Here is a 20,540-nt window from a genome sequence, read left to right on the forward strand (position 1 = left end):
CCTTCTCTTCGCTCCACGATCACAGTGAATCATAGCCCTATACTGAGCGCATGAAGCGGTTACTGCTCGTCAGTTACGGATTTCCACCCGTCAGCCGCGTCCAGTCACAAGGTGCCGGGAAACTCGCCGCGGGGCTCGCCCGACGCGGCTGGGAAGTCCACGCGCTCACCGTGGCGGATCCGCCGACGTTCCTGTTCGACGAGACCCTCACTGACGAGCTTCCCGTCAACGTCACCACTCACACGGCCTACTCGCTCGAGCCGACGAGGGCGCTCCAGTGGCTGCGTGGGCTGCGCCGCGGATTGGCACGCGAGAGGACCGGCGAGTCCATGGCGCAGCAGCCGAAGCCGACGGCACCGCCGCCCGAGCCCGAGCGCAGCTACACCTCGCTCCCCCAGCCAGCGGTCAAGCTCCTGCGTGCTCTGTTCTTCCCGGATGAGAAAATCGGCTGGGCCCCCTTCGCCGTGCGCGAAGCGCACAGGCTCCATGGCGAAGAGCCGTTTGATGCGGTCGTCTCGACCGGTCCGCCGTACACCGCGCACGTCATCGCGCGCCGGTTCGCGCGCCGCACTGGCGTGCCGTGGCTCGCGGTACTCATGGACCCGGTCGTCGGGTGCTATGCCTTCCCGCCGGTGACGCCGGTGCACGCGTGGCTCGCGCGTCGGCTCGAGTCGCAGATCGCGCGTGACGCGGCCGCCATCACCACGGCCACTCGGCCGTGGGCCGATGCGCTCGTGAGCCGTAACCCGTCGGCGGCCACGCGCGTGAGCCTGCTCCCGAACGGCTTCGACCCGAATGACTTTCCCGACGAGCCGATGCCACTTCACGAGGGCTTCTGCGTCGCGTACGTGGGCACATTCCAACTCTCGATCAAGCCGGATACGTTCCTTGACGCCGTGGCGCGGCTCCTCGCCGACCCTGATATGGCGCGCGACCTTCGCATCAGTTTCGTGGGTCCGCGCGACCCCGACACCGAGGCGGCACTCACAGCACGCGGCTTGTCGGAACGCGTCGAGCGCACCGGCCTCGTGCCTCATGGCCAGGCGGTCCGGCGGATGCGCCAAGCTGACGTCCTGCTGTTCGTCTTGGGCCCCGAGCCTGAGAGCGCCGACATCCTGACAGGCAAGCTGCCGGAGTACCTCGCCTCGGGGGCCGCCGTGATCGCCGAGGCGCCCGAGGGGGTCGCCACCGATGTCGTGCGGCGCAGTGGTGCGGGGCTCGTTTGCCGTCCCGGGGATAGAGAGGGCATGGCGAACGCACTCTCAGAGCAGTACAACATGTGGAGAGATGGACGGCTCCCCGCGCCCGCACCGAACGTGGTGGCCGAGTTCAACAGAGACCGGGCACTCGACCGTCTAACGGCGACACTCGCGACGATCCTTAAAGACGATCCGGACGCCGACAGACCGTCATGAGACTCGACGAACATGTCTCCGCACTCCTGCTTCCGGTCGCGCTGCGGGTGGCCGGCAAGCCGTTCGACCGCATGGTCGCCGAGCTCCAGACGGTCGAAGCACTGACGGCAGATGAGGTCGCTCAGCTTCAGTGGCAGCGTCTCACCACCCTCATCGCCCATTCGTACGAACACGTCCCGTACTACCGTGCGTCCTTCGATGCGCTGGGCATTCATCCTTCGGACATCCGATCGCGCGCGGACTACGCGAACCTCCCTACGGTCGGCCGGAGCACGATCGTCGAGCATGGGCGCGAGCTCATAGCCGACGATCAAGACCCTACCGACCTGAAGGTGGTCTACACGGGAGGTTCGACCGGCGTAGCAGCTCAGGTACATCAGAGCAGCTCCTACTCCAACCTGGGCTGGAGCACGTTCCAACGTAATCTGGACTGGACGGGCTTCGTGAGGGGCGAGCGCCAAGCGTGGTTCACTCGGCCCGCGATTCCGACCCTCGAACGCCGCGTGCGGCTCGCCCTCGAACGCAAGTGGGTCGTCGGAATCACCGTGCGCTCGCCGAAAGCGCTTGAGCAGTGGACGAACGGGATGCTGCGGAGACAGCCGCGCTTCGTCTACGGCTATGCGACGTCGATCGCGGCGCTCGCCGGGCATGCACTTGACCGTGGCGTCCGCTTCGACAGCGTGCGCCGGGTGATGACCACATCCGAAACTCTCACCGACGAGATGCGCGCGACAATCCAGGAGGCGTTCGGCGCTCCCGTATTCAACCAGTACGGGTCCACGGAAATCCTCGCCATCGCATCGGAATGCGAACACGGCTCCATGCACATCAACTCCGACATCAACTACGTCGAGTTCGTGCCGGTGACGAAGCCCGGAGGCATTGAAACCCACGAGATCATCGCAACTCCCCTGATGCAGTCGGCGCAACCACTCCTGCGGTTCAGAACCGGCGACCAAGGCGATCCCGTGAGCGGCTCGTGCCCGTGCGGGCGACCCTTCCCGCTGATGGGCCAGGTGACCGGGCATATCGACGATGTGCTCGTCTTCTCGGGGGGCGCTGAGGTGTCCGGTATCCTGCTTGAACGCTTGGTGAGGCCGACGTACGGAATCGCGCGGTTCCAGATCCAGCAGACTTCGCGCGACTCACTGACTCTGCTCATTGTTCCCAACCAACGATATGGGGAGCGGACACAGGCCGAGCTCGCGGACCTTCAAGATCGGTTCGCTCAGCTCACGGGCGCTTCAGTTGTTCTCACCCCGGTGCTCGTCGACGCGATACCGCTCCTTTCTTCGGGCAAACTGCCCGGGGTGGTGCGCTTGGACGAGGAAGCGCCCCCGCAGGGGCGCTCCTGATTCAACTCGATAGGCCGGTCGCTGATCTAGCGAACGCGTACCGCCACAGTGTTGCTGGCGGCACCGAGGTTCTCGGCACAGCCCAGAACGACGACGCGGTACTGTGCCGTGCCGCGGGAGGTCATGCGCACGTTCGTGTAGAAGCTACCGGCGCTCTTGGTGGTGATCGTCCGGACGTTGACCCACTTCGAGCCGCTCTTGCGCTGCAGCACAACGCGGGTGCCGGAGGCCTGCGCCGACGAGGCGCTCATGGTGCCGCTCGAGGCCGTGACGATCATGCCACTGATCGTGACCGATGAGGAGCGGCGCACCGTCTTCGCTGAGGTCTTGACGCTGGCCCGGGCACGAACGCTGACCTTGACGACGCTCGAGACGCTGAGCCCATCAGCGGTGACCGCGCGGAACTCGGTCGTCACGCGAGGCTGAATCGCCCAGATCACGCGGCCGGTCTCATCGGTAGCGATCTCGGTCGCGGTCGTCCACTCGCTGGCGCCAGGGCGGCGGGACTGGATGTGCAGGGCGGTCGCGGCGACCGGGTCGACGCTGGCGATCAGGGTGGCACTCTGGCCGATGTAGATCGTCTTGGCCGAGGTCGCGAGCTTGACCGTCATGACCGGGGCGGGTGCGGGTGCAGGTGCGGGTGCAGGTGCGGGTGCAGGTGCGGGTGCAGGTGCGGGTGCGGGTGCGGGTGCAGGTGCGGGTGCAGGTGCGGGTGCAGGTGCAGGTGCGGGTGCAGGTGCAGGTGCGGGGGCGGGTGCGGGTGCAGGGACGGGGGCCGGAGCCGGGGTGGGCTCAGGTGCAGGGGCGGGGGCGGGCGCGGGGGCCGGGGCGGGCTCAGGTGCGGGGGCCGGAGCCGGGGTGGGCTCAGGTGCAGGCGGCGTCACGACGAGCGTACCGAACTCATCGTAGGCCCGGCGGAAGGATGCCAGCGCGGACTTGGCAGTGTAGTCGCGCGTCATGAGTCCGTAGTGGTAGTAGCCCACGCTGCGGTCGGTGCCGTTGTCGCGGAGTCCGTAGGTGAACATGGCCTCGACGTACGGGAACTCCTCGTAGAGCCGCTTGAAGCCCTCGTAAGTGTACTGGGCCTGCACGGCCTCGCTCACGCCGGTGTTCGAGGTCTGCCAACCGATCTCGGTGACCCAGATCTTCTTGGTCGCGTCGCCGTTGCGCTCCATGACCGACTTCATGATCTTCATGCCGTCGAACGTGGAGGACGGGGTGATGGCGTCGGTCGCGTACGGGCTGCGACCGCGGGTGTAAGGGTGCACGCCCAGCAGATCGAACGAGCCCTGCGCGCCGGCGTCGTACATCTCCTGAAGGTAGTTGTAGTCACTGCCGGCCAGGCCAGCGGAGATGACGAGGGCGTTCGGGTTGCCGGCCTTGGTGCCCGCATAGCCGGCCTGCAGCCAACGGGTGTAGCGAGCGGGCGACTCCGCGCGGGGTACCGCCCAGAACGCCGACTCGTTGACCTCGTTGCCCAGTTCCCAATAGGTGATTTTGCCGGCGTAGCGGCGCGCCATGTAGGTCATGAACTCGCCGAACTTCGCGTCGTTGATCGGCGGGACCCACATGCCCTTGCCGCCGTTGGCCCAATCCGGGATCTCCATGACAACCGGCAGAACGTTCATGCCACGCGCGGCTGCACCGGCGACGATGTAGTCGAGCTTGCCGACCAGCGTCGTGTTGTAGGTATCGTCAGCGGTCTCGAAGTCACGCCACGACACGTCGGGGCGAACCCATGCGGTGCCCGCGGCCTTCATCAGGTCGAGTTCCCTGTTGATTTCGGTGTTGCTGTAGCCCCACAGCAGATGAGAGCACATGCCGAACGGCGAGATGCTCCGCGGCTCTGCAGGGGCCGCCGCGGCCGGCGCGACCTGAATGGCGGAAACGAGAAGAGCGGCCACGAGGGCCGGGGTGAACGTGCGAGCTATGGCTTGTAGGTGGCGATGCATGATGCTGGGCTCCCAATGTAGAAGGGACCTGCGGTCGAGTTGCTCCGCGGTCCCCTCTCAAAGAGTGTCCAGCTTCGGCAACCCGGCCGACTTGCGTGAAGCGCAAGTCCCGTTGGCTTTGCGTCCCGCCCTCACGAGCGGTTTGCCTTTTCGTGCTAACTATCCTGATGTCAAACCCTGTTGTGACCTTGCACACAGAGTATCGGGCAACTTAAGGCCCGACTTGAGCATATTCTGTGATTCGGCTCACAGTTTTCTCGGCCGCAGACGCCGACTGGCGAGTTCGACGAATCTGAGCTTCACTTCGGCCGCCTCGCGGCACCTCAGAAGTGATGCCGCAACGAAGTACACGGCAAGTGCCGGGATGGTTGCGGTGCCGAGTGCGACCACGGTGCGGACCTGACTCCCTTCTGCGAAAGCAGACAGCGCATCGAATATCGCCCAAGCCGCAACGCCACAGGCCACGGCCGCAATCGTGATCTTGCCGAAGCCGGCGGCGAGCCCCTTCAGGTCGAGGTTGGGAACATGTCGGCGCAGCCCGAACAGCAGCCACATGATTGCCAGATCGACTGCGATCACCTGCGCCAGCGCGATTCCGATGTACCCCACAAGCGGAACGAGACTCAGGACCGCCACGGCACGGATGACATTGGTCGTCACATAGATATAGGTAGGACGCTTGGAGTCGTGGTGTGCGTAGTAGGCATTGTTGACCATGGTGGAGATGCCATCGGCGAAGTCACCAAGGCAGTAGACCATGAGCGGAATCGCGACAAGGGTCGTGGCCGCCGCGTCGAAGGCGCCCCGCTGCAGCACCAGATAGACCACCGGCGTGGACAGCGCGATCAGAAGCGCCGTCCACGGGAGAGTCAGGAATGCCGCGAGGTTCACCCCTTTCACGATGACGTCGCCGCGCGACTGCGATTTCTCGGCCGCGCTCTTGGCCATCGCGGGAAACAGCACGACCGAGATCGCCATAGCGAAGATGCGTGACGGGCCACCGGCGATCTTGGTCGCATACGCGAGCGCGGAGATGCTGCCCTCGGGCAGGTATGACCCGACGATCTTGTCGACGGTGTCGAGAGCCGTGACGATCAAACCTCCGACGAAGAGCGGCCAGAACAGGCCCCACATCCGAACCAGGGCGTCGTCACGGAAGCTCACGCCTACTGAGGGGAACAGCCCGGTTCCGATCAGAGTCGGCAGCAAGATCACGAACTGCAGCACGCATCCGACGAACACGCCGATGGCGGGAGCGAGAATCCCGACGGAGTTTGCGAGTGGGATCGTCACGAGCACGACGGCGAGGTTGAACACGACCCCCGTCGCCGACGCAGGGCCGAAGTGCTTGAGCGAGTGCAGAATACCCACGGCGAAGTTGGAGAAGCCCAGGACGAGAATGGTCGGAGTAAGCAACCGAATGAGACCGGCGGTCAGCTGCAGCTGATCGCCGGAGAAGCCCGGTGCCAGCACGCTTGCCAACTGCGGGGCGAAGATGACTCCGGCCGCCGCGACGGCCGTGAGCACGAGCGCGATGAGCGTGAAGGCCGATCCCACGATCCGCCGCTGCTCCTTGGACGCCAGCGGCATGACGAAGGCGATGAAGATCGGCACGACGGCGGCCCCCATCGAGGCCTCGCCGAGCATGTGCAAAAAGAAGTTCGGGATGATGAGCGCGACGAGCAGCGCGTCCATCTCGGCCGAAGCGCCGAAGTAGGCCGCCATCACGATCTCACGCACGAAGCCCAGCACCGCCGACGTGGTGAAGATCACCGACACGACGACGCCAGCGCGCGTGGTGCTCGATTCGCTCAGGTCCCTTCCCCTCCGACCAGTCCCTCGTACAGTGCGCTTACACGCTCGCGGAGCCGGTCCACGGTGTACTCATCGGCGACGAGCTGCCTGCCGGCCTGCCCGATGGCCCGTGCCACGTCTGGCGCATCGATCAACGCCATGACCGAACGGGTCAGCGCTTCGGCGTCCCCGACACCGAACAGCATCGCCTGAACCCCCGGCTCCACCACGTCGGAGAACAATCGTATGTCGGAGCATACGACAGGAACGCCTGATGCCATCGCCTCGAGCACGGTGAAGCAGAACGCGCCCTCCCAGCGGGACGGCACGACCGCAACGTCAAAAACCCGCAGAAGCTGCGGGATGTCGCCCCGTTCGCCGGCAAAGACGACGTTCACACCGAGATCCTCAGCGAGTCGCCTGAGCTCCGCGTCAAGGGGGCCTCCGCCGACGAGCACGAACTGCACGCCGGGCGCCCGCGCACCTATCTGGGCCGCGGCCTCGAGGAACGTCTCAACGCCCTTCTGCTCGGTCAGACGCGCAACGCAGCCCACGACCGGAGATCCCGGTTCAAGACCGAGTTCGGCCAGAAGTCCCGGGTCCGATTCGCCCGGATGAAACACGGTCGTATCCACACCGTTCGGGATCACAACGCAGCGCGCAGAGTCGGTGCCGTGCTCGATCAGCCACTCGCGCAGGTACGGCGACACGGCAACGGTGACGTCCGTTCGCGCGTCCAGCCAGCCGAGTGCCCGCCGGTACCCCCACGCCACGATCGGATGGCGCTCGGACTTGTTCTCGGCGAGATGACACGTCCACACCACGTGATCGGACCCGGCCCGGACCGCTGCGAGACGTCCGAGAAGCCCGGCCCGGTGACCGTGAGCGTGGACGATGTCATAGTGGCCCTCGCCAATGAGCAGCTCGAGTCGGCGCAGCAAGGCGCGGTCCAGTATCCGCTCTGCGGTCACCGACGTGTGCGGCACGCCCCGCGCCTTGAGCTCATCGGCGAACGCAGGGATGTCCCACGTGATCACCTCGACTTCGAAGCGCGTGCGGTCAAGCCCGTCGATAAGGTGCAACACATGCTTCTGCTCGCCGCCTACCGTGCCCTCAGCGTTGAAGACGACCTGCGCGAGTCGCCTCATGTCCTCGTGCCCTGCGTGAGGGTCTCGCACTCCGTGCCGTCGTCGATAAGTCCCGCGTCGAGAACGACCGCGAGTCCGGCGAAGATCCACACGATCGCGTTCATCGTCGGCTCGAGCAGGAACGTGTCGGACATCTGGTGCACGCCGCTCCCGATGATGGCGGCGGCGATCGCGATTCGCCACAGTCTTCGGTCGCTACACGTGTCGTGCAACGCCTTACGTAACAGCAGCACCAGCACGATGACGATGAACGAACCGAATGCGAGCAGCCCAAGGATCCCGGTTTCGGAGAGCAACATCAGTATCACGTTGTGCGAGTGGATGGCATTGCGCTGCGCGGTCTCGGGCAGGGGCAGGCGCGCATACTCGTACTCGAAGTTGTTGATGCCCGAGCCCAGCAGCGGGTGCCGGTCGGCGATGAACACGGCTCCTCGCCAGTAGTCGAATCGGTGCGATATCTCCTTGCGGCCCAGGTTCTGGCTCGATGCGGCGCGATCCCAGACGGCAGGTGGCGAGAGCAGCACCACGGCAAGAACCATCGCGATGAGAATGGCACGCGAGCGCCTCTCAATAGCCAGGAAGGCAAGCCCGGCAGCGGCCCCCATCCAAGCCCCGCGGGTGAAGGTGAATCCGAGCGCGATGAAGAGCGTGATGGTGGCGGCAGCAGACAGCAGGCGCTTCCACCCCCGCGTTCGGATGAACAACGCCACCGCAATGGGGATGGAGATGACCATGAGACCCCCGAGGAGCGTTGGGTCGCCCACCGTGGACGATGCCCGTGGCACCGTGAGGCCCTCCGAGCCGACAACGAGCGCGTTGCCGGTCACGACGCCCTCCTCGATGAACAGGTACGACACCCAGATCCCGTAGGCCCCCACTGCGGCGCATGCCGCCACAAGCGACGCCATGAGCCACGTGACCGTCTTGAGGCGGCGTACCTTGTCGACGACGAGATAGAACAGCAGCGCCAAGACCACGGTGAACCCGGCCTTCTTGATGGTCGCCGCGGGGTCTACCGCCTGCACCGCGCCAAGGAACAGCACCGCAGTCCACGCGAAGATGGGTACATCAAGTGGGGTCTTCGCCACTCTGAGGTGCCCTGTTGCGAGCATTTCGGCGACCATGAACCCGGCGAGCAGGATCATCACGATCTGGATGACCGTGAGACCCACGGCCCCGATGTCGAGGACGGCGAACTCGAGCGGTATCGCAAGCAACACGAGGGACAGGGCCCCCAAAGGACTCAGGGTCATGAGCAGGAGCGCGGCGAGACCCGCCAGCAAGGCGAACGCCTGCACCGTCGGGAGCACGGCAAGCGCCACACCGACGCCTCCGATCAGGCAGAGCCACACAAACTGACGGCCAGCGCGCTCTAAGCGCGTCAGCGGGGCCGGCGAAGCGATCGCCGCGTCCATCTCAGTCCGTGGCCCGGGCGTAGGCGATACCGAGCAGCATGCCGCCGACGATAGCGAGTCCGAGGTTGAGCGCCGGACGTGGGCTCACTTGCTCAGGCTCGGGGACCGCCTCGACGATCTGCTGAATCGAGGTGGAGAGAGTCGCACGCGCCTTGGGAAGCTGCTGCGATTCGAAGAGCACACCCTCGTACGCGGTCTTCAGTGAGTCGAGCGACTCCTGGATCGCGTCTACCTCGCCCTCACCATCAGTCACCTGCCGAGCTTCGTTCAGCTTCACTTCGGTGTCGGCGATCTGCTGACGGAGCGACGCCAGCTGCTGCTCGATCATCGCGTTGCTCGAAACCGTCATCTTCTCGAGCATCCGGCCTTTCTCCATGATGAAGGCCGCCGCGAGCGCGTTGGCCTCCTTCGCGGACTGCTCTGGGCTCGTACCCACGACGATGACCTGCACAAGACCGGTACCCTCGGTCACGCGATACTCCGGCTCGCCTTGGAGTCCCGCGCGCCCGAGCGCCTTGGCCGCCGCCTTCTCCACTGCAGGGTTCTTCACGAGTTCGCCCATGTTGCGTGCCACCAGCTGTACCGCCGTCGGATTGGCCAGCGGCTGGCCATCAGTGAGCGGCTGCACCATGAGAATCGCTATCGACTGATAGGTGGGCGGAACGATGAACGTCACCGCCATAGTGACCGCCACTGTCAGAACGGTGACGACCGCAATCGACACCTTGCGCCGCTTGAGGAACGGTACCCAATCCCACGTCTCCATGTGCCGTTACCTTCCGTCGCCCTCGTCAGTACCCGACTCGCACGTACTGGTGCCGCGGCTGGTACTCGTCGATTCCCAGCGCTTCGCGCCGCACCATGCGTCCATCTTCAAAGAAGTTGCGATACGACGCTACTACATATCCCGGCAGGCCCACCGTCTCGACGACGCGGCTCCCCGGTGCGAGCGTCTTGTCAAGCACCTCGCGAACCTCGAACGGGATCGTGCGTTTCACCTCGGTCTCGATGCTCACGTCGGGCTTCTCGCCACTTCCATAGACGCTCACCGTCAGCTCATCGCCTTTGACATCGGCCCACACGAGGACCGGCGAACTCCGTGAGTTTTGAAACTGCAGGTCCACGATCGGGTAGTACGCGGTCGCGTCCAGGCCGGGGCCGAGATAGGTGACGGCCATTGAGTGGCTCTGCCGATCGACGATCCTGAGGCCCGCATGCAACGCCGCCTGGTACGCCGTCGACGAAACCTGGCACACGCCTCCACCGACGCCTGGCACGACCTTCCCGTTGGAGAATATGAGTGATTCCTGGTAGCCCGTCGCCTTGTTGCGCGGGCCCGTGATCTCGTTGAGCGAGAACGTCTCTCCGATTCCCAGCACCTCTCCACGAATATGGTCGGCCGTGAGGCTGATGTTCACATCACGGCCGTCCTGGCCCTGGCGGAAGCGTGTGGTGAACGAAGCGATCTCGCGGTCGATACCGGTGCGCCTCAGGTCGTCAGCGGTGACGTTGGGTTGGCGTTTCGCGAGCGCAAGGTCAAACGACCCCTCGCCGGCATCGAGAGCCTTCTCGAGAGCCTGGACGCTGGCTGAGGTGTCGAGAGTCGTACCCGGCTTGCCTTCAACGATGCTCACCCGGTTCCCTGAGACCGTGAAGCGCGCGTCTACGGGCGCCTGCTCGGCGACGTGGGATGAGTTCGCGAAGGAAGCAAGCGACGCCTCGGAGATCGCGGGTTTCCCTTCGACGACAGTCACGAGCTCGGCCACGCGCTCGCGCGGAAACGCCAGGTCCTTGCCGGGGGTCTTGCCTGTCACGTCGCGTGCCGTCCACTCTTTGACAGGGGCGAACACCTCATGGGCCGCCGTCGCTGTCACCGCGGCCGGAACCTGGGTGACCGGAACCCGCACGGTGCGTTCTGCCTGCGTGCGGGCGAGCACGGCGGCGCCAAGCGCGCGCCGGAACGCGGGCTCGTCGACGCGCACACCCGGTGCGTCAGGGACGACCACGAGCTCGCCATCAGAGATCTCGAAGCGGGCGTCGACCGGGGTCCGTTCCAGCTCCGTCCGCGCCTGGGCCACCACCGTGGCGACGGCAGAGGTCTGCTCCGCCTCGACAGGCAGGACAAGCCGACCGCGCGCTGCGTCGACGCGCTCGCTCACCCGCCGGGGCACGGCCCCCACCCGCCCGACAAGGTAGGCTGCCTCGGCCGCCTGGCCGGCCTCGAGCCGGAGGTCGGCGGGCACGATCTCGATTGCGGTGGATTCCTCGACGATCTCGACGGTCACCGGCGCGTCGCCGACGGCGGCCAACGTGGCGACCGCCTCGTCGCGCGTCATCCCCCCCACGTCGACACGGGCAACCCGCACTCCGTCTGCGATGCGGTCGCCCAGCGCGACTTCAGACACGGCAAGGACTCCGACCAACGCCAGGGCGCCCGTGAGAAGAATGGCCGTCCAAGCAGGCGAGAACAACGCGCGCCGACCTCTGACAGCGGCCGTGACAGCAGCGCTCTCCAGGTACTCAGCGTACAGCTCGGCGTTGCGCTCGACGCACGTTTCGACGCGGAACAAAGAACGGGCGCGCTCATACCCTGCTGTACCCATCGCGATCCGCAACAGGTCGTCGTGCAGCAGGCGCTGCATCGCTTGGGCAAGCGCGGCGGGGTCGCGCGGCGGCACGACGAATCCCGTCTGACCATCCACAACGAGTTCGCTGCATCCGCCGACGTCGGTGCAGATCACGGGCAGGCCGGCAGCCATCGCTTCGATGATCGTGTAGGGCAGCCCTTCCCATAGGGAGCTCAGCACGAATGCCCGTGAGCGCCTCAGGTACTCGCCTACGTCGTCGTGTTCGCCCTCGAAGCGCACGCGCTCAGTGACACCGAGCTCCGCGGCCTCGCGCTCGAGATCCGCACGCAGAGCGCCGTCACCTATGAGGGTCGCGCTGATGCCCTGCGCACCGGGTTCAAGGCCCGCGAGCGCCTGGAGCAGATACGTGTAGCCCTTCTGCTCGTCGAGCCGTCCCACCGAGACGAACGGGATGTCGCGCACCGCTGAGCGCGCGGCCTGGAAGTCACGCGGCCCGACGCCGTTGTGGATGACGCGGACCTTGTCGAAGGACAGCACGCCCTCTTCGACGGCCTCGCGGCGCTCCTGCTCCGATACGGTCACGGTCACATCACAGAAGCGCGATGCGAACCGCTCCAGCGCCAGGTAGATGCGCCGCTTTCGCCCGCTTGCCGACTGGAACGACCAGCAGTGCGGCGTGAAGACGACAACCGGTACGCCGGCCATCCGGCCCGCCAGGCGTCCGAGGAAACCTGCCTTCGAACTGTGAAGGTGGATCACGTCCGGCCTGAGCTGACGGCACAGGCGCATCAGCCGGAAGAACGCGCGCGCATCGCTCAGCGGGCTGATCTCGCGCTTCATCGCAAGCTCAACGACCGACGCCCCGTCGTGACGAGCCCGTTCAGGCAACATGCCGCTCGTCGGGCACGCGACGGTGACGTCAGTGCCCCTCGCAATCAGGCCGGCCGCCAGGTCGGCGACGTGGCGTGCCGTCCCCGCAGTGGTCGGCTGAGACACCAACAGCACACGTGGCGACAAGGTCTCTTCGGCCCCCTCGCGCACGCCGCGTGTCATGTCAGTAAGCACCCTTCGCTGTAAGAACGGCGGGGATCGTCTTGAGCATCACACTCAGGTCCAGCCACACGGACCACGAGTCGATGTACATGAAGTCAAGCCAGATTCGCTCGTCGAACGGCACGTCGGAACGACCGTTGACTTGCCAGATGCCGGTGATGCCGGGGGCGACTGAGAGGCGCTTCTTCTGCCACTCGTCGTAGACTGCGACCTCGGCCGCCACCGCAGGGCGAGGACCGACCAGGCTCATCTCGCCCTTGAGGACGTTGATCACCTGGGGCAACTCGTCGATGGAGGACTTGCGAAGAAACGCACCGACCTTGGTTATTCGCGAGTCGGCCTTGTTCTTCAGGCCACGCGCGTCGTCCTCGCCCAACTGCTCCAGCGCTTCGTTGTCCTTGTCCGCACCGTCGGACATCGACCGGAACTTGTACATGTAGAACGGCTTACCGCGCAGACCGATGCGCTCATGCTTGAAGAAGACGGGTCCAGGGGAATCGAGCTTGATCGCCAGCGCGATCAAAGGCAGGAGCGGCAGCAACAGTAGCGCGGCGAGACCCCCGATGATCAGGTCCTCCGCGCGCTTCACGAAACGCTCGGGCGCAGTCAGCTCATGGCGATGAAGGCGCAGCAGGGGCAACCCCGCGAGGTCCTCGACCTTCATCCCAGCGCTCACGAACTGGAAGAATCGCGGCATCATGAGTACTTCGACCTTCGGTGGCATCTGGTAGAGCGCGATGAGCATCTCCTCGGTCGGGTTGTGCGTGTAGGCGAATATGGCGACCTCGGCGCCCGTGGAATCGATGATGTCGTGTATCTGGCAGACATCGCCAACCAATGGCTCGCTGCGTCCGCGCACCGAGGTGCGCGGCCCATCATCGACGAAACCCGCGGTCACGAGTCCAAGCTCCGGATGTGTCTCGATCTTCTCCGCGACAAGCACCGCAGCAAAACCGCTGCCGATGATGATCGCCCGACGCGTGTCGCCCTTTCGGAACAACGCGTTGTATACCGGGGCAGCCAACAACCTGCCGAGTGGCACCAGGACGGCTCCCGCGAGCCACAAACCCAGCACGTCTTGCGGCGTTGCCCCGAGCTCGACCCCTAGGAAGTCGAGGGTCACAAGCAGCATCAATGCCGCCGTCACCACTCCGACCATGTGCGGAGCGCGCGCAAGGGCGTCGAAGTGCAGTCGGGTCGAGTAGATTCCCGTCATCAGCGCCACCAGCGGGACCGCCACCGCAAACGCGATGAGCAGTTCTCGGGGGGCGCCCTGATTCACCAGGACAGCCAGAGCCACCATCCCGAAGTCGATGGTACCGAGCAGCGCAGGCCAGCGCCTATTCGGCTTCCATGCGCCGCGAGGCTTATCACTATTCATCGCAACTTGACCCGACAAGCCCCTGACCTCCCTCACCGTTGTCGTAACAGATGATTATATACGCAACGCTTCTATAGACACAGTGCACGCCCTTCACGAGGGCGCTACCGCTTCACGCTTCAAGCCGGCGCCGGCCGACCCTTGATCAGGCGTGTCCACACCCAGGCGACCGCCTGTCAACCGTGCCCTCCGAAGCGCTCGCCACTGTTGACGCCTTCGAGCCAGCGAACGAAGCCGCTCCGACGGTCGCCTGTGCGTTGCACGGTCGAGGTGGACCCGGCTGCTCCGTCACGCTCGTCCAACTGCGGCTTCGGGATGTCAGCCATGTCACTCACCGCCCTCTCTGCGGGCAACCGGTCCTCTGTGCACGCGAACGAGCGCGGTACGCACGTGGCGCGCACGTTCGGCCTGAAGGCGCTCGCGTTCGAGGCGCCGGATGTGGGCATGCGCAGAGGCCAGCTCGGCCCGGAGCGCGTCAATCTCGCACTGCAACCCCATGATGCGGGTGACTCCGGCGAGATTGATGCCTTCGACCTGCGTCAACTCCTGAATAAGCCGCAACCGCTCGATATCGGCGTCCGAGTACAGCCGGGTGTTGCCACCCGAGCGCTGGGGTTGGATGAGCTGTTTGCGCTCATAGATTCGCAGCGTCTGAGGGTGCACGCCCGCGAGGTCCGCGGCCACGCTGATCATGTAGAGGGGTCGCTCCCTGCCTGTCCGTGCCATGTGCGTGAGACCTTCCTCGCATGCCAGACGCGCGCGTCTGCCCAGGAATCATCCGATGTGTGCTCTGATATCCTCGTGACCTTCCGCGACGAACTCCCCGAGCAGGTCCTTCTGCCGCTCCGACAGGCTTAGCGGCACTACCACCTTCGCCTTGACGAGCAGGTCGCCCTGACCGGTGCCTTTGAGTCGGGGAGCGCCCTTCCCGCTCATCTTGAACACCCTGCCGTGCTGTGTGCCGAAGGGAATCTTCAGCTTCGCGCGCCCGCCGTCCGGAGTGGGGATCCGGACCTCCGCGCCGAGGGCCGCCTCCGCCACGGAGATCGGCAACTCGAGCACCACATCGGCCCCATCGCGGCTGAAGTAGGGGTGCGGCGAGATTCGTGTTACCACGTACAGGTCACCAGCCGGGCCGCCGCCCTCGCCCGGTTCACCCTTGCCCTTGAACCGGAGTCTTCCCCCGTCGGTCGCACCCGCGGGCACGTTGACGGTGAGGGGGCGCCGACGCCTCACCCTGCCGGCGCCACGGCACTTCGAGCACTTCTCCTCGATGACGGTGCCACTGCCACCGCATGTCGGACACGTCCGCGAGAACGCGAACATGCCCTGACCATCGCTCACGGCACCGCGTCCGCCGCATGGCGCACACGAGACCGGCGAGGTCCCGGGTTTGGCCCCGCTGCCCGCACATGCATCGCAAGGCTCTGTGCGTTCGACCTCGACTCTGACCGAACTACCTTCGTACGCCTGCTCGAATGTCAGGCCGAGTTCCATCTGGATGTCGTGCCCCCGCTTTGGCTGGGGACCACGTGTTCGACCGGCCGCCCCGCCAAATACGCTACCGAACAGGTCTCCCAGGTCGCCGAGGTCGACGTTGTCGACACGCACCCTGCCCCCCTGCGGCCGGCCCGCGCCGGGTGGCACCTGTCCGCTGAAGTACTGACCGTACTGGTCGTATTGCTTGCGCTTCTCGCCGTCAGCGAGGACCTCATAAGCCTGGTTGATCTCTTTGAACTTCTCTTCGTCGCCACCGGTGTCGGGGTGGTGCTTACGGGCGAGGCGGCGAAACGCCTTCTTGATGTCGTCGGACGAGGCGTCCTTCCTCACGCCCAGAACGTCGTAGTAGTTGCTGCTCGGCGCCATAGTCGCCTACTCTCCCGCCGGGCCTCCGGTAGACACCACGACCATCGCCGGACGCAGCACACGCCCGTGCATCTCATAGCCCTTCTGGAACACATCGACCACGGTGTGGTCTGCGACCTCGAGGGACTCTTGCATCTGAACGGCCTGGTGCCGGTTGGGGTCGAACGGCTGCCCGAAGGGATCGATCGGCGTACAACCCTCCCGGACGAGCACGTCGAGGAGCTTGCGGCGTACTGCGTCGAGCCCCTCGGTGATATCGCTGCCGTCGCCGACGGCGTGATCGATGGCGCGATCCAGGTCGTCAAGAACGGGGAAAAGTGCCTCCACTATGCGCTCCCCTGCTCTGAGCAGGGCGTCTTGGTGCCGAGTCTCGAGTCGTTTCCGGGTGTTCTCGAAGTCGGCCTGAGCGCGCGTCGCCTTGTCCCGCCAATCGGCAGCCTCGGCGCGCGCGCTCTCGATCTCGTCCTCCATGACGTCGCCGCGGAACTCGAGCTCGGCCCCGAGGTCATCTGCAAGTTCCGGATCGAACTCATCCGGAACCGCAGAGTCGAGAGCTCTTTCGTCGTCGGCCATGACTACGCTTCCTCGTCTTCGACTACCTCGTAGTCGGCGTCGACGACGTTGTCATCAGCAGGTTCTGCCGGTGCAGCGTCCGCGCCGTCATCGGCGCCCGATGAGGACTGGACGTCCTGGTAGACGATCTCGGCGAGCTTGTAGCTGGCCTCCTGAAGCGTCTCGGTCGCGGACTTGATGGCATCGACATCGTCGCCCTCAAGCGCCTTTCTCACGTCGGCCATCGCCTCTTCGCATGCGGTCCTTGTCTCCGCGGGGACTTTGTCACCCAGGTCCTTCAGGGACTTCTCAGTGGCGTAGACGAGGCTGTCGGCCGTGTTGCGGACCTCGGCCTGCTCCTTGATCTTGCGGTCCTCGTCCGCGTGGGCCTCAGCGTCCTTGACCATCGTGTCGACCTCTTCGTCAGAGAGCGCCGTCGAGCCGGTGATCGTGATCTTGGTCTCCTGGCCGGTGCCCATGTCCTTGGCCGACACGTTCACGATGCCGTTGGCGTCGATATCGAAGGCCACTTCGATCTGCGGCACGCCGCGGGGCGCCGGCGGGAGGTTGTTGAGGTGGAATCGGCCGAGGGTCTTGTTCGCCGATGCCATCTCGCGCTCGCCCTGCAGCACGTGAACCTCGACAGAGGTCTGACTGTCTGCCGCGGTCGTGAAGACCTCGCTCTTGCGAGTCGGGATCGTGGTGTTGCGGTCGATGAGCTTGGTCATGACCCCACCGAGCGTCTCGACACCCAGCGAAAGCGGTGTCACGTCGAGGAGCAGAATGTCTTTGACGTCGCCCGCGAGAACCCCGCCCTGGATCGCCGCTCCAACTGCGACGACCTCGTCCGGATTCACGCCCATGTGCGGGTCCTTGCCGGTGATCTTCTTGACGATCTCCTGGACCGCGGGCATGCGGGTCGAGCCGCCGACGAGGATGACCTCATCGATGTCGCCCACCTTGACACCGGCGTCCTTCATCGCGGACTCAACCGGCTTCTTGGTGCGATCGAGCAGCTCGCTCGTGATCTTCTCGAACTCAGCACGTGTGAGCGAGTAGTCCAGGTGCTTGGGACCCGATGCGTCGGCGGTGATGAACGGGAGGTTGATCTGAGTGGTCTGTGCCGACGAGAGCTCCATCTTGGCGCGCTCCGCGGACTCCTTGAGACGCTGCAACGCCATCTTGTCGGCGCGCAGATCGATGCCGGTGTCGCCGAGGAACTTGTCGGCGAGCCAGTCGATGACCATGTGGTCCCAGTCATCGCCGCCGAGGTGGTTGTCGCCGTTAGTGGATTTGACCTCGAACACACCCTCGCCGATGTCGAGTACCGACACGTCGAAGGTGCCGCCGCCGAGGTCGAAGACGAGGACCGTCTGATTCTCGTGACCCTTGTCCAGGCCGTAGGCGAGCGCAGCTGCGGTCGGCTCGTTGATGATACGCAGCACTTCCAGGCCCGCGATCTTGCCGGCGTCCTTCGTGGCCTGCCGCTGCATGTCGTTGAAGTAGGCCGGCACGGTGATGACGGCCTGCGTCACGGTCTCACCCAGGTACTTCTCGGCATCGGCCTTGAGCTTCTGCAGCACCATCGCCGAGATCTCCTCGGGCGTGTAGTCCTTGCCCTCGATCTCGACGCTGCTGCGACCGTCCTTGCCCTTGACCACGCTGTAGGAGATCGTCTTGCGCTCGCTCACGGTCTCGGCGAACTTCCGTCCGACGAATCGCTTGATCGATGTGATCGTGTTGTCCGGATTGGTGACCGCCTGGTTCTTGGCGGCCTTGCCCACGATGCGCTCGCCATCCTTGCGGAACGCGACCACTGAAGGAGTCGTGCGGTCGCCCTCTTGGTTGACGATGATGCTCGGCTCGCCGCCCTCAAGGACCGCCATTGCCGAGTTCGTGGTGCCCAGATCGATACCTATGACCTTGCCCATCTTGTCTCGCTCCCCTTTCACATCGCGAGGCACCATGCCCCGCGCCTACGACGTTTTGTGCGGCCCGTTCATCCCGACCGCCGACCGAAGATAATATCTAAGCGTCCCATTGTCAAGTAATGTGCCAGTGCGACCCATATTCTACCCGGCGAACCCCTACGCCAAACCACCGTCGCACCGTGCCCTTCCGCTCTTCCCGAACCGGTCCTGTGTTTCGCGAGACTCACCCCTTTACACGTGCACGGGAGGTGGGTAAGGTACGCACGAAACACGGGCGGCCAGAGAGCGCCGACCGCGCCATCGCACTAAGGAGTGAGCATGCCCCGACCCATCATCAACGAGGATGACTGTTCGGCCTGCGGTATCTGCGTGGACGAGTGTCCGAGCAATGTGCTCGAGATCGTCGGGGATGCGGCCGAGCCGGTTCACGACGAGAACTGCAACGGCTGCGAAGCCTGCATGGAGGTCTGCCCGATGGGCGCGATCACCGAGATCGAGCAGGACTAGGTCCGCAGCGATCACGTGAGTCTGAGGGCGCCAGTGGGCGCCCTTCTCATCTTCACGGGCCCTTTCGGGGCCGATGCATCAGAATACCGGGCCATCCGGCGCTGCGGCTTTCAGCTCTCGCCACACCGTGCGTTTGAGCCGCTCGTCACCGAGCGAGGCCTCAAACCCGCTCAGGACGACGATGCGCCTTCCGTCCGACACCACCGGCGAGCCCGCCTTCAGTGAGGGAATCTCAAACGCGCGTGCAAGGTCGTCCGCCGCAACCGCGTCAAGGGCGATCACCACGCGCGGGTCGATCGCTTCGACCTGCAGACGGAGTCGCGCTGCGCGCGCACCGTCGTCAAGTCCGGATATCGGTGACGACAGTGTCATGAACGCCAGCGGCGGATCCCATCCGAGCGCCTCCAGAGCCTTGTGAAGCGCCTCGCCGTCGGCACCACTCAACGCAGGGCCGCCGCACGCTTCGGCGGGCCCGGGCGAGCCCTTGACGACCACCACGGACGCGAGTGGGTCCCCGCTCCAGCGCACGGTGTCCGCTCCGGGCGCAAGGGCGTCAGCCGCGGCTAGCTCAGCGCGAGCCTTGGCCTCGTACGACGCCCGAAGCCGCACACTCCGCTCTTCGAAGCTCTCGCTCACCCCTGAGCCGCGAACCATCGCCATGTCATCGCCAGTCCCGTTTCCAGCTCGACGCCCGCGCGCCAGCCCAGCGCGGCCTGCGCCTTGGATGGGGAGAGTGCACTATGGAGGATGTCCCCTTCGCGGGAAGAAGCGGTATCCGACGGCCCGAAGTACCCGGCGGCCACGCGCATCGACATGAGAAGCTGATTCACGCTCGTCCGCTCGCCGGTCCCCACGTTGTACGCGGGCCCGTCCGGCCCTTCAGCGGCCAGGGGAGCTGCTGCGCTGAGCGCCGCGATGATCGCAGCCACGACGTCGCCCACGAACACGAAGTCCCGCGTCTGCGACCCGTCTCCGAACAGTACGGGGCGCTCGCTGCGGTGCATGCGGTCGCAGAATATCGCCACGACCCCGCCCTCGCCCGCCGCGTCTTGGCGCGGTCCATAGACATTGGCAAAACGGAAACTGGCGAAGTCTGTGCCGCTCCCCCGCAGCTCGGTGGCCATGAGCCCCTCGGCCTCGAGCTTCGATGACCCGTAGGGACTCATCGGGGCCTTGCGCGCCGTCTCAATGAGCGGGACCATCTCCGGCTCGCCGTAGACTGCAGCTGTTGACGCCGACACCATCACGCGAGCACCCGCATCGCGCGCCGCGACTGCGATCCTCCGGGTACCCTCGGCGTTGACCGCCCGGTCACGTTCGGGCTGGGCCACGGAGACACTCACACTCGCTTGGGCCGCAAGGTGTACGACGCCTTCGGGAGCGAACTCCGCGATGACCACACGAGTCTCGTCGTCGAGGATGTCGAGCTTGCGAAAGCTGGCCCGGGGGTCGAGATTGCCCATGTGGCCGGTCGATAGATCGTCGATGACCAGCACATCGTGTCCGGCGGCGAGCAGCGCGAACACCGTGTTGCTGCCGATGAAACCGGCTCCGCCGGTGACAAGAACCTTCACCCACTACCT

The 20,540-nt window shown here is 65.4% G+C and carries 17 protein-coding genes and 1 riboswitch; of the genes, 3 read left to right on the forward strand and 14 right to left on the reverse strand.

Features of this window, described 5'->3' with window-relative positions; all coding sequences use genetic code 11:
- The first annotated feature begins 50 nt into the window (after positions 1 to 50).
- Together U1E26_03425 and U1E26_03430 are read left to right on the forward strand one after the other, a co-directional pair.
- Positions 51 to 1,415, forward strand: coding sequence for a glycosyltransferase (locus U1E26_03425; GenBank protein MDZ4168691.1), 1,365 nt, complete (start codon positions 51 to 53; stop codon positions 1,413 to 1,415).
- Positions 1,412 to 2,770 carry a hypothetical protein gene (locus U1E26_03430; protein ID MDZ4168692.1) on the forward strand — a complete coding sequence of 453 codons (1,359 nt, stop codon included), beginning with the start codon at positions 1,412 to 1,414 and terminating at the stop codon, positions 2,768 to 2,770. The genes U1E26_03425 and U1E26_03430 overlap by 4 nt, the downstream gene beginning before the upstream one ends.
- Positions 2,771 to 2,796: 26 nt before the next feature.
- On the opposite strand, the gene U1E26_03435 is transcribed toward U1E26_03430, so the two are convergent.
- The 12 genes from U1E26_03435 to dnaK form a co-directional block, all read right to left on the reverse strand.
- A complete protein-coding gene (locus U1E26_03435; protein ID MDZ4168693.1) occupies positions 2,797 to 4,722 on the reverse strand; it encodes a cellulase family glycosylhydrolase in 1,926 nt (641 codons plus the stop codon).
- Positions 4,723 to 4,795: 73 nt separating this feature from the next.
- A riboswitch (cyclic di-GMP riboswitch) is annotated at positions 4,796 to 4,879 on the reverse strand.
- An 89-nt stretch (positions 4,880 to 4,968) separates the two neighbouring features.
- Positions 4,969 to 6,537, reverse strand: a complete 1,569-nt coding sequence (gene murJ, locus U1E26_03440; GenBank protein ID MDZ4168694.1) for a murein biosynthesis integral membrane protein MurJ — start codon at positions 6,535 to 6,537, stop codon at positions 4,969 to 4,971.
- Entirely contained in the window at positions 6,534 to 7,664 is a 1,131-nt protein-coding gene (locus U1E26_03445; GenBank protein MDZ4168695.1) for a glycosyltransferase family 4 protein, read from the reverse strand. Before U1E26_03445 ends, murJ begins: the two co-directional genes overlap by 4 nt.
- Positions 7,661 to 9,079 (reverse strand): O-antigen ligase family protein, encoded by a 1,419-nt coding sequence (locus U1E26_03450; protein MDZ4168696.1) that lies wholly within the window; start codon positions 9,077 to 9,079, stop codon positions 7,661 to 7,663. Before U1E26_03450 ends, U1E26_03445 begins: the two co-directional genes overlap by 4 nt.
- A 1-nt stretch (position 9,080) precedes the next feature.
- Positions 9,081 to 9,845 (reverse strand): Wzz/FepE/Etk N-terminal domain-containing protein, encoded by a 765-nt coding sequence (locus U1E26_03455; GenBank protein ID MDZ4168697.1) that lies wholly within the window; start codon positions 9,843 to 9,845, stop codon positions 9,081 to 9,083.
- Positions 9,846 to 9,870: 25 nt separating this feature from the next.
- Positions 9,871 to 12,720 (reverse strand): VanW family protein, encoded by a 2,850-nt coding sequence (locus U1E26_03460; protein MDZ4168698.1) that lies wholly within the window; start codon positions 12,718 to 12,720, stop codon positions 9,871 to 9,873.
- A 1-nt stretch (position 12,721) separates the two neighbouring features.
- A complete protein-coding gene (locus U1E26_03465) occupies positions 12,722 to 14,101 on the reverse strand; it encodes a sugar transferase (protein ID MDZ4168699.1) in 1,380 nt (459 codons plus the stop codon).
- Positions 14,102 to 14,277: 176 nt separating this feature from the next.
- Complete coding sequence (locus U1E26_03470) at positions 14,278 to 14,427, reverse strand: hypothetical protein (protein ID MDZ4168700.1); 150 nt, start codon at positions 14,425 to 14,427, stop codon at positions 14,278 to 14,280.
- A 1-nt stretch (position 14,428) separates the two neighbouring features.
- The gene (locus U1E26_03475; GenBank protein MDZ4168701.1) at positions 14,429 to 14,827 is read right to left on the reverse strand and encodes a MerR family transcriptional regulator; all 399 of its coding nucleotides are present in this window, start codon (positions 14,825 to 14,827) and stop codon (positions 14,429 to 14,431) included.
- Positions 14,828 to 14,875: 48 nt separating this feature from the next.
- Entirely contained in the window at positions 14,876 to 15,967 is a 1,092-nt protein-coding gene (gene dnaJ / locus U1E26_03480) for a molecular chaperone DnaJ (GenBank protein MDZ4168702.1), read from the reverse strand.
- Between the two features lie 6 nt (positions 15,968 to 15,973).
- On the reverse strand, positions 15,974 to 16,540 hold the full coding sequence (locus U1E26_03485) for a nucleotide exchange factor GrpE (GenBank protein MDZ4168703.1): 567 nt from the start codon (positions 16,538 to 16,540) through the stop codon (positions 15,974 to 15,976).
- Positions 16,541 to 16,542: 2 nt separating this feature from the next.
- Positions 16,543 to 18,450 carry a molecular chaperone DnaK gene (dnaK, locus tag U1E26_03490; protein MDZ4168704.1) on the reverse strand — a complete coding sequence of 636 codons (1,908 nt, stop codon included), beginning with the start codon at positions 18,448 to 18,450 and terminating at the stop codon, positions 16,543 to 16,545.
- Positions 18,451 to 18,768: 318 nt separating this feature from the next.
- Here dnaK and U1E26_03495 point away from each other — a divergent pair, with 318 nt between their 5' ends.
- Complete coding sequence (locus U1E26_03495; GenBank protein ID MDZ4168705.1) at positions 18,769 to 18,957, forward strand: 4Fe-4S binding protein; 189 nt, start codon at positions 18,769 to 18,771, stop codon at positions 18,955 to 18,957.
- A 78-nt stretch (positions 18,958 to 19,035) separates the two neighbouring features.
- Here U1E26_03495 and U1E26_03500 read toward each other — a convergent pair whose 3' ends face one another.
- Positions 19,036 to 19,617 (reverse strand): uracil-DNA glycosylase family protein, encoded by a 582-nt coding sequence (locus U1E26_03500; GenBank protein ID MDZ4168706.1) that lies wholly within the window; start codon positions 19,615 to 19,617, stop codon positions 19,036 to 19,038.
- Positions 19,590 to 20,531 carry an NAD-dependent epimerase/dehydratase family protein gene (locus tag U1E26_03505; GenBank protein MDZ4168707.1) on the reverse strand — a complete coding sequence of 314 codons (942 nt, stop codon included), beginning with the start codon at positions 20,529 to 20,531 and terminating at the stop codon, positions 19,590 to 19,592. The genes U1E26_03500 and U1E26_03505 overlap by 28 nt, the downstream gene beginning before the upstream one ends.
- Between the last annotated feature and the right edge of the window lie 9 nt (positions 20,532 to 20,540).

The organism is Coriobacteriia bacterium (genome assembly GCA_034370385.1).
GTDB lineage: Bacteria > Actinomycetota > Coriobacteriia > Anaerosomatales > PHET01 > JAXMKZ01.

What these genes read in the sequence shown, in the direction of transcription:
- U1E26_03450 (MDZ4168696.1), bottom strand. Translation starts at nt 9,079, where the DNA reads ATGGACGCGGCGATCGCTTCGCCGGCCCCGCTGACGCGCTTAGAGCGC.
- dnaK (MDZ4168704.1), bottom strand. Translation starts at nt 18,450, where the DNA reads ATGGGCAAGGTCATAGGTATCGATCTGGGCACCACGAACTCGGCAATG.
- U1E26_03475 (MDZ4168701.1), bottom strand. Translation starts at nt 14,827, where the DNA reads ATGGCACGGACAGGCAGGGAGCGACCCCTCTACATGATCAGCGTGGCC.
- U1E26_03500 (MDZ4168706.1), bottom strand. Translation starts at nt 19,617, where the DNA reads ATGGCGATGGTTCGCGGCTCAGGGGTGAGCGAGAGCTTCGAAGAGCGG.
- dnaJ (MDZ4168702.1), bottom strand. Translation starts at nt 15,967, where the DNA reads ATGGCGCCGAGCAGCAACTACTACGACGTTCTGGGCGTGAGGAAGGAC.
- U1E26_03485 (MDZ4168703.1), bottom strand. Translation starts at nt 16,540, where the DNA reads ATGGCCGACGACGAAAGAGCTCTCGACTCTGCGGTTCCGGATGAGTTC.
- U1E26_03455 (MDZ4168697.1), bottom strand. Translation starts at nt 9,845, where the DNA reads ATGGAGACGTGGGATTGGGTACCGTTCCTCAAGCGGCGCAAGGTGTCG.
- U1E26_03430 (MDZ4168692.1), top strand. Translation starts at nt 1,412, where the DNA reads ATGAGACTCGACGAACATGTCTCCGCACTCCTGCTTCCGGTCGCGCTG.
- U1E26_03425 (MDZ4168691.1), top strand. Translation starts at nt 51, where the DNA reads ATGAAGCGGTTACTGCTCGTCAGTTACGGATTTCCACCCGTCAGCCGC.
- U1E26_03445 (MDZ4168695.1), bottom strand. Translation starts at nt 7,664, where the DNA reads ATGAGGCGACTCGCGCAGGTCGTCTTCAACGCTGAGGGCACGGTAGGC.
- U1E26_03460 (MDZ4168698.1), bottom strand. Translation starts at nt 12,720, where the DNA reads ATGACACGCGGCGTGCGCGAGGGGGCCGAAGAGACCTTGTCGCCACGT.
- U1E26_03495 (MDZ4168705.1), top strand. Translation starts at nt 18,769, where the DNA reads ATGCCCCGACCCATCATCAACGAGGATGACTGTTCGGCCTGCGGTATC.
- U1E26_03470 (MDZ4168700.1), bottom strand. Translation starts at nt 14,427, where the DNA reads ATGGCTGACATCCCGAAGCCGCAGTTGGACGAGCGTGACGGAGCAGCC.
- U1E26_03465 (MDZ4168699.1), bottom strand. Translation starts at nt 14,101, where the DNA reads ATGAATAGTGATAAGCCTCGCGGCGCATGGAAGCCGAATAGGCGCTGG.
- U1E26_03435 (MDZ4168693.1), bottom strand. Translation starts at nt 4,722, where the DNA reads ATGCATCGCCACCTACAAGCCATAGCTCGCACGTTCACCCCGGCCCTC.